Source organism: Paenibacillus sp. FSL W8-0919, from assembly GCF_038003785.1.
Classification (GTDB): domain Bacteria; phylum Bacillota; class Bacilli; order Paenibacillales; family Paenibacillaceae; genus Paenibacillus_AQ; species Paenibacillus_AQ lactis.
Genome location: NZ_JBBOPV010000001.1, coordinates 2,997,168 through 3,012,632, shown reverse-complemented (window position 1 = coordinate 3,012,632; position 15,465 = coordinate 2,997,168). Strand labels below are relative to the sequence as shown.

10 protein-coding genes are annotated in these 15,465 nt (G+C 53.3%); all 10 read right to left on the bottom strand.

The window, feature by feature from the left end; genetic code table 11:
- Positions 1-1,046: 1,046 nt before the first annotated feature.
- The 10 genes from pdxR to tnpA all read right to left on the bottom strand — a co-directional run bounded on the left by pdxR (position 1,047) and on the right by tnpA (position 15,267).
- The gene (pdxR, locus tag NST44_RS13330; RefSeq protein ID WP_340899832.1) at positions 1,047-2,516 is read right to left on the bottom strand and encodes a MocR-like pyridoxine biosynthesis transcription factor PdxR; all 1,470 of its coding nucleotides are present in this window, start codon (positions 2,514-2,516) and stop codon (positions 1,047-1,049) included.
- 703 nt (positions 2,517-3,219) lie between these two features.
- Positions 3,220-4,884: a DUF4091 domain-containing protein gene (locus tag NST44_RS13325; RefSeq protein WP_340899829.1), complete on the bottom strand. Its 1,665-nt coding sequence runs from the start codon at positions 4,882-4,884 to the stop codon at positions 3,220-3,222.
- Between the two features lie 497 nt (positions 4,885-5,381).
- On the bottom strand, positions 5,382-6,803 hold the full coding sequence (locus NST44_RS13320; RefSeq protein ID WP_340899827.1) for an alpha-L-fucosidase: 1,422 nt from the start codon (positions 6,801-6,803) through the stop codon (positions 5,382-5,384).
- A gap of 19 nt (positions 6,804-6,822) precedes the next feature.
- Positions 6,823-8,424, bottom strand: coding sequence for an ABC transporter substrate-binding protein (locus NST44_RS13315; RefSeq protein ID WP_340901437.1), 1,602 nt, complete (start codon positions 8,422-8,424; stop codon positions 6,823-6,825).
- 180 nt (positions 8,425-8,604) lie between these two features.
- Positions 8,605-9,501 (bottom strand): carbohydrate ABC transporter permease, encoded by an 897-nt coding sequence (locus NST44_RS13310; protein WP_007127624.1) that lies wholly within the window; start codon positions 9,499-9,501, stop codon positions 8,605-8,607.
- A 15-nt stretch (positions 9,502-9,516) separates the two neighbouring features.
- Positions 9,517-10,446, bottom strand: coding sequence for an ABC transporter permease (locus NST44_RS13305; protein ID WP_232239426.1), 930 nt, complete (start codon positions 10,444-10,446; stop codon positions 9,517-9,519).
- 289 nt (positions 10,447-10,735) lie between these two features.
- Complete coding sequence (locus NST44_RS13300; RefSeq protein ID WP_340899826.1) at positions 10,736-12,991, bottom strand: helix-turn-helix domain-containing protein; 2,256 nt, start codon at positions 12,989-12,991, stop codon at positions 10,736-10,738.
- 368 nt (positions 12,992-13,359) lie between these two features.
- The gene (locus tag NST44_RS13295; protein WP_007127621.1) at positions 13,360-13,875 is read right to left on the bottom strand and encodes a DUF4188 domain-containing protein; all 516 of its coding nucleotides are present in this window, start codon (positions 13,873-13,875) and stop codon (positions 13,360-13,362) included.
- Positions 13,876-13,879: 4 nt separating this feature from the next.
- Positions 13,880-14,524, bottom strand: a complete 645-nt coding sequence (locus tag NST44_RS13290; protein WP_007127620.1) for a TetR/AcrR family transcriptional regulator — start codon at positions 14,522-14,524, stop codon at positions 13,880-13,882.
- Between the two features lie 269 nt (positions 14,525-14,793).
- A complete protein-coding gene (tnpA, locus tag NST44_RS13285) occupies positions 14,794-15,267 on the bottom strand; it encodes an IS200/IS605 family transposase (protein WP_007127619.1) in 474 nt (157 codons plus the stop codon).
- Between the last annotated feature and the right edge of the window lie 198 nt (positions 15,268-15,465).

Sequence of the window (15,465 nt, the reverse complement as noted above, 5' to 3'; positions counted from 1 at the left end):
CAGCTCCTTTTCGACCGCACAAGTCCCTTTTGGGGACTTGCTCCGCCATCGCAGCTCCTTTTCGACCGCACAAGTCCCTTTTGGGGACTTGCTCCGCCATCGCAGCTCATTTTCGACCGCACAAGTCCCTTTTCGGGACTTGCTCCGCCATCGCAGCTCATTTTCGACCGCACAAGTCCCTTTTGGGGACTTGCTCCGCTACCGCAGCTCCTTTTCGACCGCACAAGTCCCTTTTCGGGACTTGCTCCGCCATCGCAGCTCCTTTTCGCCTGCACAAGTCCCTTTTGGGGACTTGCTCCGCTACCGCAGCTCCTTTTCGACCGCACAAGTCCCTTTTGGGGACTTGCTCCGCTACCGCAGCTCATTTTTGACCGCACAAGTCCCTTTTTGGGACTTGCTCCGCCATCGCAGCTCCTTTTCGCCTGCACAAGTCCCTTTTGGGGACTTGCTCCGCCATCGCAGCTCCTTTTTGCCCGCACAAGTCCCTTTTCGGGACTTGCTCCGCCATCGCAGCTCCTTTTCGACCGCACAAGTCCCTTTTGGGGACTTGCTCCGCCACGGCAGCTCCTTTTCGACCGCACAAGTCCCTTTTCGGGACTTGCTCCGCCATCGCAGCTCCTTTTCGCCCGCACAAGTCCCTTTTCGGGACTTGCTGGCCACCGGAGCTCCTTTTCGACCGCACAAGTCCCTTTTGGGGACTTGCTCCGCCACCAGACATGCAGCCGCTTCGGCTCCATAGTTCCGAACTCCACCTGCTAGTTGAAGCAGCCCCAACGCTCCCACATCTCCGGCTACCGCCTACTTAGACATGGTAGACAGCCAAGGCTCAGTCCCATTCCTTCTGGACTTCGCTGCAGTGTTTAGTTCCTTCAAGCATGATATTCGTCTACTTTCGAGTTCATCTACTTTCAAGTTCTTCTACTTTCGAGTTCTTCTACTTTCGAAGCCTTACTTCGAGAACACCTAATATAGCCCATCTGCAATCAAGTTCTTCTACTTTCCAAGCCTTCCACTTTCGGAAACACCTAAACTAGACATCTAAAGCCTCACAATCTCTGCACCATCCTCCTGGCGGTTTCGCCGATGATGCGGATCCCCTTCCGGATGTTCTCATCGGAAACGCGGGAGAATCCAAGCCGCATCGTATGCTGCCCGCCGCCGTCGGTGTAGAAAATATCCCCAGGCGTAAACACTACGCCTTGCGCGGAGCAGGCTTCCAATAGCTCGCGCGTCCGAAAGCCTTGCTCGAATTGAACGAATACGTGGAGCCCGCCGTCTCCGGACAGCCGGTGCTGCGGCAGCCATTCTTCGCAGCAGCTTTTGGCCAGCTCATATTTTCGCTTATATTCCGCCTTGGCCCGCTTCAGGTATTTCTCGAAATTGCCGTTATAGAGATACTGGTAAAGCAGGGACTGGTCCAGCGTAGAGGTGTGGATGCTGCGCGCACGCTTCACGCTTTCGAGGTAATCGATCAGGGTTTTATCCGCGAGGACCCAGCCGACGCGCAGTCCTGGAAACAGAATTTTGGAAAAGCTGCCCAAATAAATTACGCTGTTGTTTCCCCCGCCGGCACAGGCGACGAGCGGCGCGATATGCGAGCCGGAATACCGGAGCTCCTCATTGAAGCCGTCCTCTATCACCGGCGTCTCATACTCGCTGAGCAGCCGCAAAGTCTCGAGCCTCTTCTGCGGCGACATCACGATCCCCGTTGGATTATGGTAGGAAGGCACGAGGTACGCCAAATCATAAGGGCGAGCCGCGAGCTCGCGGGCAAGGTCCGTTAAGCTGATGCCATCTTGCTCCATCGGAACGCCGGTGATGGCGTAACCGTGCATTTTGAAATTTTTAATGGCGGTATGGTGGGTCGGATTCTCGCATAGGATGCGGCCATGGCCTTTATTCAAGGCTGCAAGCACCAAGCTCAGTCCCTCTGTAAAGCCGCTGGTCACCAACAGATCCTTGCCCGATACATCAACGCCTTTATTCTCCATATAGTGAAGCAAATAATCGATCAGCGGCTTGTAGCCCTTGGCATAGCCGTAATTGAGGAGGACTTCTCCCTCCAGCGACATTCGGTCAAGGAAGGCGCGCTTTACATTTTGCAGATCGAACAGCTTCTCATCGGGTGCGATGCTCGTAAACGATATCGCCCCTTTGCTGGCACGGATGCCGTGCTTCATCAAGTCATTCGCTTCCGCCAGCCTCGCGTAGTCGTTCAACCGCGAAGTCCAGTCCATCTGTACATTTGTCGGCTGCGCTTCCGTTTCATTCGTGTTGATCGAGGGGATCACGAAATGCCCCTGGCCTTTGACGGCGTAAATATAGCCTTCGTCCTCAAGGTCCGAGTAGGCATTCAGCACGGTGTTGCGGCTGACGTGAAGCAGCGAACCGAGCTCCCGCGTAGACGGCAGCTTTTGATCCGCCTGCAGCGCTCCGGTCGTCATCAGCCGTTTCATATAATCTTTGACCTGTATATAAGCCGGACGGTCATCCGCTAACGTAAAATCGGAATACATCCCATAACCCCCTTGCCACAATCATGGCATATTTTTGAATGGTCCACTAGAACCACGACATGTCGCTTTCATGACCGGTGTGGTTGCCTTGCCACGTGACGCCCCATGTCCAATGATGGCTAAAAGAAAACAGTTTGTTCCATGCCGACGAAATTCGGCGTTGGAATCGAAGCAGAACTCGCAATTTCCTATACGGTAATCGTGATAAAAGTTTAACAACCACCCGGTGCCTTTTTGAATCGAATTACTCTATATCTGTGATTGACAGCCCCTAAGATCGATGATCGCTGGTACTGCACTGCTTAATTCTACCCTAGTTTTCACCTGTTCGGGCCGCTATCCGTCCAATCATTAAGTTAGGTTGTTGCAAGTTATTAAAGTTTTAGATCTAAAAAACTCCTCTCGGCAAAACAAGTTACTTCCTTCCTTTGTCATGTCACCAATCCACCTTTAGGGAGCCGTGGGAGCCTACTGGTTTGGGCAAAACGAAAAGCCGCTCCGATACATTGTATCGAAGCGGCAAGCATTTGAAAGGGACCAATATCGTGAGAGTGGCCGGGAATAGAGATTATGCAATCATAGCAGCTACGCATATCACCAGTACGAACCCTGTAATTATGTCGTTGTCTTGGCTTTGTAATAGCGACGATCTCGGGAATATAGCGGTACGCGCGGTGACCATCCACCTCTGCTCCCTTTTCCCTTATTTAACCGCCATCGACTCCTTAATCTTGTCATTAATCCATTGCCGCTTGGACAGAAGCCACTTCTCATCACGCGGATACGTCTTGAATGTGATCGGCTCTTCCAGCCCTTCCTCCAACGCCTCCAGCACGGCCTCACGGCCGATCTGCTGCTCCAGCAGCTGCAGCGCCCGGAGATCCTGAAGCGCTTCATGGAACACCTTCAGCCGGATCGACTCCACCGGTCCGTCCTCTCCTGGATAAACCAGGAACGCATCGCCGGACGGAAAGCCGCTGTCCGCGTCGGTTACCCGATAAGGATCGATCGCCCGCCGCGAGTACTGGGAGTACCAGAAATTGTAGCCCCAATGCAGGAAGCCTTCGATGTTGTATTTATAGAGCTGCATGCCAAGAATGCGGTTTCGAGCGGACGGCAGGTTGAAGAACCGGTTGGACACCTCTTTATACTGCGAGCAGCAGTAGTAGGTCCACAGCCCCTCGACTCCGGCTTCGAGGAACGGCTCGATATGGTTGCTTGCCGGAATCGGGCGCTTTACAAGCCCTTCCTCATAGAACGAAAAATCGGAAAGCGCGTCGATAATCGGGTAATCGGGCAGCAGCTCGTTCATTAAACGGCTCGCTTGGCCGTATGCCTCAATATGGGAGGCATGGGGCTCATCGGACACATGGAAATAACATCTGTCGTCACGCCCATGATCCTCGATCCAGTCCACTAAAGCCGGAATGAACTGTCTAAGGAAGGCTTGATATTCCTCACCCGATGCATCGGTCTCCCAGCCGAACAGCTTCTGGGTCTCCCCGTTTACGTTCGCCACAATTTTCGGCGCGTGCTTCGCCCCCCACTGCGTGAAGAAATGGGAGAACTCTAGGTATTGAATGCCGCAGCGGTCGCACAGATCGGTCCAGCGGTCCAGCTTGTCAAATCCGAACCGGTAGGAGCCATCGCCGAGAACCTCAACATCCACGAGCTGCACCGTCGGGCGCTCGCCGCCCACTTCGGTATCCAGCGGGGGAGTAAACAGCGGGGTCAACATCATGTTCATCCCGTGCTCTGCCGCCGTCCGGATATACTGCTCGATCAGCTGCCAATGACGTTCGCTGAACACATCGACACCATAGTAGGTTGCCAGGCAATCCGTATGGAACCACTCGGTATGAATCAGCGTCTGCGCCGGCAGCACAGCTGGGATCAGCTCCAGCCGGAAAGTCTCTTCGGCAAGCTTCTCTCCCGAATCCGTCTCAAACCGGAGCCCGATATCGTATGTACCGCCCGCTCTGCCGGAATCCGGCTCAACTGTAACCCATAAGCTTCTCCACTGGCTCGGACGCCCTGTTACAGCTGCGTCTGCAGCGAGAGGAAATAACGGATCCGGGTATAACCCCGGGGTGCTTCTTAATATGAACTCGTCATGGTCATGGTACGTCGGCAGGTCCGAAGGGACAAGACCTACAGAGCGAATGGAAATGTACTCGCTCAGCTCGGACTCGACAACGACGCGGATATTTTTCATCAGTTGACTTGAGCGGTAAGCCACTTGAAAAGAAAACGTCTCATTCAGGAAAGCCGACCCTGCATCATACGGTGCGGCTGCCAGCTCTTCATCGGCAAACACTTTGGACAAGGAGCTGAGAAGCCGGGTCTCGAACGTTGGAATATTGCTCATTCGGCGATGCATCCTCTCTATCGTGATTTGGATCAATCTTTCGTATATCATACTAACGAACTCGCGGAACTTGCACGAGAAAAAAATGATTTCGATAAAAAAGGGGACCATCCTCCTAGAAGATGGCCGCCCTGTTGCAAGTACGAATGTGTTTGGGCCCAACATGAAGTCGTGATACGCTCCCTGGGACGCGCCAAGAGCGCTTCATCGGTGCCCCGTCTTGCCCCATGGTCAATGGTAGCACCCGGGTATTGCCCCCATGACCAATGGTAGCCCGAGGCCTAGCCTCATGACCAATGATAGCACCAGGTCTCGTCTCATGCTCAATGGTAGCCGCCCGGTCTTGCCCCATGGCCAATGGTAGCACCCGGGTATTGCCCCCATGACCAATGGTAGCGCCGATCCAGCCCCAAGATTGCATCCAACCCCATGTTTAGTTCATTAATTCATCAATGAACGCTCTCGGTCAGCTCCAACCGCAGGGGTTCAACCCAGCTTCAGTCAACGCCCCGATACACCTCGATCGCGGAAATGTTCGGACACCATCGCGATTCCAAAATGGTAAACCGGATGTACCTGGACCGTACCGCTGGAAACTTGCAGATCCGCTTGCGGCCAATGACCGTTCCGCGGCAGATTGGCTTCCAGGCACCGTCCTCCCTGTACTCCAGCTCGTACCGTTCGACCCGCTGCCCGTATCGGTGTTCAGCCAGCACGATATGATCAAACTCCTGCTCGCTCCCGAGATCGACCTCGATCACGGCGTATTCGGTGCCCTCCTCCGGGCACCAATACGTGTCCTTGTCCCCGTCCAGCATGTTCGCGGCATCCGACCCCGGCATCGTCTCCGATGCCGCAATATGCGCCTGTGCAGCGAGGTTCGTCTTGAACGTAGCGCGCAGCACCTCGCCCAGCTCCCGCAGCCGCTGCCTGTCGTTCTCGTGAATCAGCCCGCGGGGATCCGGCGGAATATTCAGGAGGAAGGTGGCGTTGCCCCCCACCGAGCCGTAATAAATATGCAGCAGCTCTGCAAGCGGCCGAACCTTGTCGTCCTCAGAAGCATGGTAGAACCAGCCCGGGCGGATCGACGTATTCACTTCGGCCGGGTACCACACCAGCTCGCGCTCACTCAGGATGACGCTGCGGCTGCCAAGGTCCTCCTCGCTAGAGCTGTAACGGCGGGCGAACTCACGATCGTCCGTCTGCTGGGATTTTTCCTGAATCGCTTCGTTCTCGCGCAGCGACGCAGGGACGACGCTCCATTCGGACTCCCGGCAGTGCCCCGCCTCATTCCCGCACCAGCGTATGTCGGGACCGCATACGGAAATGGCGGCTCCCGGCTGCAGCTCCCGGATCAGGGCGTAATACGCCTCCCAGTCATATTCCTGGCGCTTGCCGTTCGGCCCTTCGCCGCAGGCGCCGTCGAACCATACGCAGAACAACTCGCCGTACCCGGTGAGCAGCTCCCTTAATTGGTTCAGAAAAAATTGATTATACCGCGGCGAATCTCCATACGTCGGCTCATGCCGGTCCCAAGGGGAGACGTAGATGCCGAACTTGATCCCGCCCCTCCGGCAGGCCTCCGCGACTTCCCGTACCACATCGCCCCCGCCGCCGCGCCAAGGGCTGTTCTTTACGGAATGCTCGGTATGCCGGCTCGGCCACAGGCAGAACCCGTCATGATGCTTGCATGTAAGGATCAACCCCCGCATGCCGGCGCTGACGCAGGCCTCTACCCACTGATCCGCATCCAGCTCCGTGGGATTGAACAGCGCAGGGTCCTCTTTCCCCGTTCCCCACTCCATATCGGTAAACGTATTAACCGTAAAGTGGATAAATGCGTAAAACTCCATGTCTTGAACGGCCAATTGCCGCTGTGTCGGCTGGATGCGAGCCGCGTATTCGATCCTATTTTGCAAGCGATAAACCTCCCGTCTGTTACGAACCTTGGTTATCCAGCGCTTTCTGGTGAATTTCCAGATATTTATCCAGCTGCAGCCCTTTAAACCCGCTTACGTAAGCGTCCCAATCCTTCTCGATATCCTTGCTGCCGGTTACGAACTGGGCCAGGTTCGACTTCACGTAATCCTGAATCGTTTTCTGAATCTGCGCAATGAACGTGGCGTCGGCCGGATCGATGAACACATCGGTTGGGTACACGAGCTCAGGCTTGGCGAACGGCTCATATTTCTTGGCAGCAAGCCACAGCCGGTATTCGTAAGCTCCGTTGCCCAGCGGATCCTCAGGCGCGACGAACGATTCGCGGATCGAGTTGACCATCAGCATCGTCCCGAGCTGCCACCAAGTAACATCCGGCGTCCCTTCGGGCACATCCCGCTTCAGGGCCTCATACTTGGCCGGCTTGCCATTGTAATCAAGCGCACCGGATTCCGCCTTCCTCCAGCCGTCCCCTTCAAACCCCCAAGAGGTCATGACCGTCCCTTCCTCCGAGAACAGATAGTCGGCCAGCTTAATGGCGGCGATCCGCTCTTCCTCCGTCGCTTTATTCGTGATGACAAAAGAACCATCCCCCGCGCCTACGCTGTAGCCTGCCAGCTGTACACCGTTCGGTCCTTTCAGCGGCGGAACGACGTCGTACTCCTTATGGCGCGGCTTCGCGTCCGTTGTATCCAGCATGCTGCTGATCAGGGCGTAGCCGACCGCACCGACCACATTCTCGGATTTATTCCCCAGCTGCTTGACGGCATCGCCGTTTTGCGTAAACGCGCCCTTGTCGATCAAGCCCTCGCTGTACAGCTTCCGTAAGTACTTCAGCCCCTCCTTCCATTCAGGCTCCGTCGCGGACAGAATGACCTTTCCGTCCTTCACGCTCAAATACGAGGTGCCATTGTTATATATAAAGGCATTCATCAAAAAGGCGTCAACTCCTCCTCCCCATACGTCAAGCGAGGTGGTCAGCGGAATTTCATCGGCTTTGCCGTTTCCGTTCGGGTCCTTCTCCTTGAAGGCTTTCAGCACTTCATAGAATTCATCCGTGGTTTGGGGCATTTCAAGTCCCAGCTTCTCCAGCCATGTCGTATTGATCCACATCCGCTGGCCATATGTGCAGTGCAAGCACTCATTCACCTTCGGCAGGGCATAAATGTTGCCGTCCGGCGCCGTCATGGCCGGGGCCAGGTACGGAATCTCCTCCATCGCCTTCTTAATGTTCGGCGCATGCTGCTCGATCAGATCGTTCAACGGAATGAACGCGCCCTGCATACCGTATTTGATCTGATCCGCCTTTGAGATGCCGGCGTTCATAATAAGGGCAGGATAATCTCCGCTGGCCAGCATAAGCAGCTTCTTGTCGTTGAATACGGCATCCGGGGTCGTATTCCATTTAAACTTGATGCCCAGCTTTTCTTCAATATGCTTGGAGAACGGATTGACGTCCAGGCTTTCGATCCCTGCGGATTGGGGCGCGAATACCGTCAATTCGACCGGAGATCCCGGTTCCCCCGTCTTAGCGGTGCTTCCCCCTTCTCCTTTGGGTTCTGCCGGCTTCGAGCAGCCCGATAGCGCCAAGACAATGACCATAATCAAACTTAAGTGCCATACGATGGTTCTCTTCAAACGAACTCCTCCTCAGGAATGGAATTAGAACGCATGTCTTACCATCTTCCAATCGAATGCTTCTACATTTACCCCCATAGCTGTTGTATCGCTTGCATGACAGTCTGTGCCTCACCTCCTTCCCTTCGGCTTCACTCCAGTGAGCTATCCCTTGAGTGAACCGATCATCACGCCCTTGACAAAATACTTCTGCACGAACGGGTAAATCATCAGCACCGGCGCGCTCGCTACCACGATCAGTGAATATTTCAGCAGGTCCTTCATCCCTTCGCGGACAAGCAGCTCGTTCACGTTGGTGACCATCTCCGCGCTGACGGAATTCAGAATCAGAATGTCCCTTAGAAAAATTTGCAGTGGGAACAAGCTGCTGTCCTTCAAATAAATCAAGGCGTTGAAGTAGGAATTCCAATGTCCGACGGCATACATCAAAGCCAGCACGGCAATGATCGGCTTGGATAACGGCAGGGCAATTCTTAGAAAAAAGGTAATGTCGCTGCTCCCGTCCATCTCTGCCGCTTCGGCCAGCTCTTCCGGAATGGTGGTCTGAAAGAACGTTCTGGCAATGATCACCTGAAATACGGCCAGAGCTCCCGGAATAATCATCGCCCATCGTGTATCGAGCATCCCCAGCGATTTGACGAGCAGGTAGTTCGGGATCAAGCCCCCGTCGAAGAACATCGTGAACACCAGCAGCATCATAATGATATTGCGGACATAGAACGTTTTTCTGGCCAGCGGGTAAGCCAGCATGACGGTAAACGCCACGTTCACGAGGGTGCCGACCACCGCATAAAATAGCGAGTTGCCGAATCCGATCAGCACATTGGAATTTTGGAATACGGCCTTATACCCGATCAGCGTCACATCGACCGGCCACAGCCACACTTTACCGGAGGATACAGCCCCCGGAGAGCTAAAGGATGCGCTTACAATGTGCAGCAGCGGAAACAGAATGACGATCAGAATAACCGACAGAAACAAATACACCAAGCCGAGAAACAACCGGTCCTGGACAGACTCCCGAATAGCGGTTCTGCTCATGCGAATCCTCCTCTCTTACCACAGGCTCGTAGATGATACCTTGCGGGACACAAAATTGACGATAACCAGCAAAATAAAGTTAATGACGGAGTTGAACAGCCCGATCGCTGCCGAGAAGCTGAAGTTCGCTCCAAGCAGCCCGACCTTGTACACATACGTGGAGATGACCTCCGACGTATTCTGGTTGAGCGGGTTCTGCATAAGATAGATTTTCTCGAAGCCAAGGCTCATTACATTCCCTAGATTCAGGATCAGGAGGATGACGATAACCGGAAACAGACTCGGAATATCGATGTTGATGATCTTCTGAAGCCGGGTCGCTCCATCCACCCTGGCCGCCTCGTACAGATCCGGATTCACGCCGGCGAGGGCCGCGATGTAGATAATGGCGCCATAACCGGTGAACTGCCATGCATCGGACCAGACGTAGATGGACTTGAACAACCCCGGGATGCCTAGAAAATCGACGGGCTCAAGCCCTAGCGCCCGATACAGATTGGACATGAGTCCGGTATTCGGCGATAAATTCACGATGAGGATCGAAACGATGACCACGGTCGAAATAAAATAAGGCGCATACGTGACCATTTGAACCGTCTTCTTGAACCTGCCGTTTCGAATTTCATTCAGGGCCAGTGCAAGCAGGATTGGCGCCGGGAAACCGACGAGCAGTCCGTACAAGGAGATTTCCAGCGTATTTCTGACATACTGCCAGAAGAACGGAGCCTCGAACAGCTGCTTGAAATAATCGAATCCCACCCAGGGGCTTCCGAATATTCCCTGAACGACGTTGTATTCTTTAAATGCAATCAGAACGCCGAACATCGGAACGTATTTAAAGATGACGATATACAGCAGAGGGAAGAACACGAGCAGGTAAAATTGCCAATGCTTCATCAGCTTCTTCCTTGTTCTGCTTCCGGGCTTGTGCAATGGGACATTCATTCCGGCCGTTGCTTCCATTGTTTTGCTCATGCGAGCCACCGGGCTACCCCTCCTTATCGGTTTGATGACCCTTAGTCTAGGGGAAGCCGCCCCGGCTGTTCAATAAACAAGATTCGCCGGCCCAACGTATTTCCGCGAAGCAGACTGGATGCCATAGATCAGGCAAGCATCAGACGGATAAACCTTTTTCCGCCGCTAAACCAAACTCCCCGCATGAAAAAAATCCCGCAGAATAGAGCATTCCGCGGGATTTTGAAGCCTCGTCCAGAATCTGGGGCGCGTCTCGGTTCTAGCCTTCGGCGATCCGATTTGCGTCCCCGGAAGCCGCCTGGTCCCGATATTCGCCAGGGGACAGGCCCACTGTTTTTTTGAACATCCGGCCAAATGAGATGGCATTCGAGTATCCGACCTTGGTCGCGATTTCCTGAACGGGCAGGGTCGTTTCGACTAGCAGCCTTCGGGCATGCGTGATCCGCAGCTCAATCAAATAATCAACGAACTTCTGGCCCGTCTCCTCCCGGAACAGCTTGCTGAGCGTCTTCCAATTCATATGGAACTGTTCGCTCAAGTAGTTCAGCGACAGATCGGGATTCGCCGAATTCTCCTCCATATACTGCCGAATTCGCCGGATCGTATCAGCGTGATTGCGTCCGTTGAGGACCGCTGCCATGCCCTCGTACAAGGACGAGAGCGCCTCGCCGCAGTTTTGCTGCAGCTGCTCCAGCGTGTCCGATCGCTGCAGTGCATGCCGCAGTTGAGGCTGGCCCTCGTTTAGCCAAACGTCCTGAAACTCCTTAGCCATACAGGATAACTCCCGGCCGAGCGCATAGATCAAGTAATCCGCTAAACTGTGAACCCCGTCCCGGTCCAGCATATTCTTCTCAATATGCTCGATCAAGGCTTTATATTTCTCCCGCCAATCCGGATTCACCATCCGGAAGGACTGGGCGATGGAACGGATCTGATTCAGAAAATCAAACGCATGTCCGCGCTCCTCGCCGGCGATTTGTCCGTAAGGAATGATCCTGTTCTCGCCGAGAATCATTTTATATTTCAATGCCTTGAGCGCTTGGCTGTACGACTCCGGAATTTCCGTATACTGCTCTGCCTGCTTTCCCATGCCAATCGTTACGGTCAGCTTCAGATGCTCCTCCACCCACCGGCGGGCATCTTCGAAGATTACAGCAGCCTCCTGCATCTTATCCTGAGCCGGATCGACCTGGATGATAACGCCCAGCTTCGATGCGGATGTCCATTCCGCCCAAAGGACGGCTCCCCGTGCAGCTGCCGTCTCCTGAACAACGCTCTTCAAAGCAAATTTCAATAAATATTGATCCTGCTCCCGGTACTGTTCGCAGAAGTGAGCGTACTTATCGATCTCCATCACGCTGACGATCTGAGGAGAGGCCAGATCCGGCAGCTCAATGACATCCCTCTGTTCATTCCACTGCTCCAATTGCAGCGGATACTGCCCCTCGATCAGCTGCTGAAACAAATAAGCCTTCCGAAGCAGCAAATCCTCGCGATGCTGCTGCTGAAAGCTGTTGGACTGCTCCAATATGCTCTCAAGCGCCGATTCAATGAAAGCAAACTCATCCTGCTTGCGGCCGTGAAGCAGGGCATTCGTCTTGGTCTGTGTATACTTCTGAACCTGAGACACGATGGCCTCTACCGGCTTGTAGTTTCTGCGTGTAACATAAACGATCCATACAATGCCGGCCACACACATCAATATGCCTACCATGAACCACACGTTGTACAGCTGGCTTACGATGCCGACTACTCTGCCCTGCGTCAGGCCGCCCTCATATACCCAGCCCGTGTACGGGGAAACTGCGCTGGACACCGGCTCTCTCTCCTCCGCCGCCATCGTGCCCGGCGTCATGGAATGGCCGTCCGCATCCTTCATTCGGATAAAGCTGACATCCGAGTTATACATCCCCTGAACCATTTGGAAAATGGCATCCACTTTGATATTGACTGCAATCAGCCCCCGGCCGCGGGATACGAACGGTGCGTCCCGAACCAGCGTGACCGTCTGCCGTGCACTGTTAAAGCTGAATTCCCGAAAATCCCGGACGCCGCTCCAATGGGCCTCGCTGTTTTTCCGGCTCAAGTAGGGTTTAAGGAAAGCATAATCCGCATAGTCCTGAAGCTTGAAGGCGGAGGATGTGGTTAGAACATATTCGTCCTGCGTGCGTACCAGCGCCATGGAATCCACAAGGGGACTGGACACCTTGAACTGCTTCATCGCCTGTACGGCCTGCATGTTCAAGTAAACGTCATCCTGGTCCTCGGAGCTGAAAAAATCGGACAAATCCGGATTAAACAGCAGCTCCTGCACCAGCATCTGGTCGATGGATTTCAGCGAGTTATCCACCGACCGCATCGCCTGCTGGATCATCGTCTCATTGGCCTGCACCGCTCCCTGCCGCGACTGTTCGCCAAGCATTTGGAAAAATACGAAAAACACAAAGGAAATGACAATAAAAAAGACGGGCATATACGATAGCAGCTGACGGTAAAACCAAGCTTTGTTCCCCATAGACATCCCCCTACCCAAAAGGTTGTTCATCCATACCGATACGTCAGCCATGCCGATAGACACGCTGACCGTGTTTGGTCCGGAACCGCCGGACCTCTGGAAGCGCTTTCTAATTTCAAGCCTTGCGTTTCTATGGAACTCGATTGCTCCCTTTCTCCGCATTTCATGTAATAGCTTCATATTAGAAGAAAACGCGCGATTTACCAACACTTTTATGGAGAGGAGTTGAAAAACATGTCTCTGGTATTAGCCCGATAGGAGAGACGGATCAGCATGACCGGTTAGGATCCGAATCCGATATGAAACGAAGCAGGGGGACAATGAAGGTTTCTTTTAGAAAACAGCTTTGTCCCCGGGAGCTCCGTTCCCTACCGGGACATCCTGTTCGGAGGCGTTGGGACAGCAGGCTCATTGTCCCTGCCCAGCCTGCGGCCGGCCGTTTCTCTGCGTCCTGTTGCAGGCACATGCGCGCCTGCCCGTGCAAGGCCGAACCGTGGCATGTTATTGTACAGGCACTCATACTGCCCCTCCTGAACGAGGTAGGTTTCGTGGAAGATGCCGACATCGCCGCCGGTGCCGACGGCTTGGTTAAACCTCCGCCAGGCACTCAGATGATTGGCGCCATGGCGGGCGTAGTGCTCCAGCTGCTCGAAGCTTCTCCAATATTGGATCAGCGTCAATCCCCGCCATGACACGTGGAAGGTACCATCGATGAATCCGAGCTCCTTGTTCCGGTATAGCTCCTGCAGCATCGGAGACATGGAATTCATAACAGGCAGCCATTTGTGCACGGCCCACAGCTTGTTGATCCGAAATCCGATGATAAAGACAACAAATGAGCCTTCCATCTGGGCGGTATAACGCCCGGGCGTCACTTTGCTCATGCCGTTACTCTCCTTCCTTCATTTCAAGTAAACGCAGATGGTTCTCATACACGTTTCCGATATCCTCCGAACCGTACAGCTGCGCGGTCAAGAACGCCCCATAGAACACGGTGAAGCAGAACTCGACCGCCTGCTCCACCGACATCGCCGGATTCAAGCGCCCCGCCTCAGCCTCTGTCGTCATGAAACGGTGAAACAGCCGGTACATATCGGGAGACTTTCTCCCGATCTCTTCCTGTCCCGGAAAGAGCAATGCGACTTCAGCCTCGCTGAGCTCCGGCATGCAGGGCTGCATTTTGACCTCGGCCAAGAACGAGATCAGGCTTGGCATAATTCCCAGCCGGATTTCATGCTCTTTAACCACTTGATCCAGCAGATGCCGAAAAGCTGCAAATCCGCTTTTTCCTTCCTGTTCGATCTCAATGATCCGCTTCGTCAGCCATATCCGCATAAAATAGATCAGGACATCCTCCTTGCGCTGATAGAACTTGAAGAAAGTAACCTTCGATATCTCGGCCGCCCGGCAAATGTCCTCCAGCAGCACCTCGCTGAACATCCGGTCACGCATCAGCGCGATTCCCGATTCATACAACGCGATTTTGTTTTTGGCTTTTTTCAGTTCACGCAAAGGGATTTCCGAAACGGGCATATGTCTCCACCTCAAAATAATTTACTTTTGTAAATAAATTAACACAAGTAAACTTATTTTATCAAGGTGAATTTTCACTTCTTATCACGGTCGTAGGTTTAAGAGCTGATTTCGCAAAGATCTCCATAATCAGAACCACCCGTCAAACGGGTGGTTTGCTCTTGGGGTATAACCCCTTGTTGCCAAACTGCGCCTAAAGACGCTAGCCTGACAATAAAATTGCTCAGGCTCAGTGTAATTTGTCACTTTCACTTACCAGTTAAACTGGTTTACTTCTTCTTGTTACTGTTTTTGCTGAATGGGTCTTCATACTCTTTCACACTCAGTTTATCAATTGCTTGGTCATGTGCTTCTTGCTCACGGATATATTTTGCCACGGTGGCTTCATTCAAGCCCACTGTGCTGACGTAGTATCCCTCCGCCCAGAATTTTCGATTACCATATTTATACTTCAAGCTAGCATGCTTCTCGAATATCATGAGTGAGCTTTTCCCCTTCAGGTATCCCATAAATGATGATACTGAGATTTTTGGGGGAATTGCTACCAACATATGTACATGATCGGGCATCATGTGACCTTCGATTATCTCCACTCCCTTGTATTTACATAATCGTTTGAATATTTCGATTAAGTCTTTCCTCACTTGATTATAAATCTCTTTCCGTCTATACTTCGGGGTGAACACAATGTGGTACTTGCACATCCACTTCGTGTGAGCTAAACTATAGCTCTTGTTTGCCATCTAAGACCATTCCTTTCATTATTGAGCCTGAACATCTCAATTTTATCGGAATGGTCTTGTTGGTCAAACCTCGATCTCTCCACCCGCATAGCGGGTGGTTTTTTGTTTCGCACGCTTCGCGAGCTCAACTGGCTAAAGCCGCAAAAAAAGCAAGCACAGGATGCTCGATCCTGTACTTGCTGTGGATACCATGAGGTT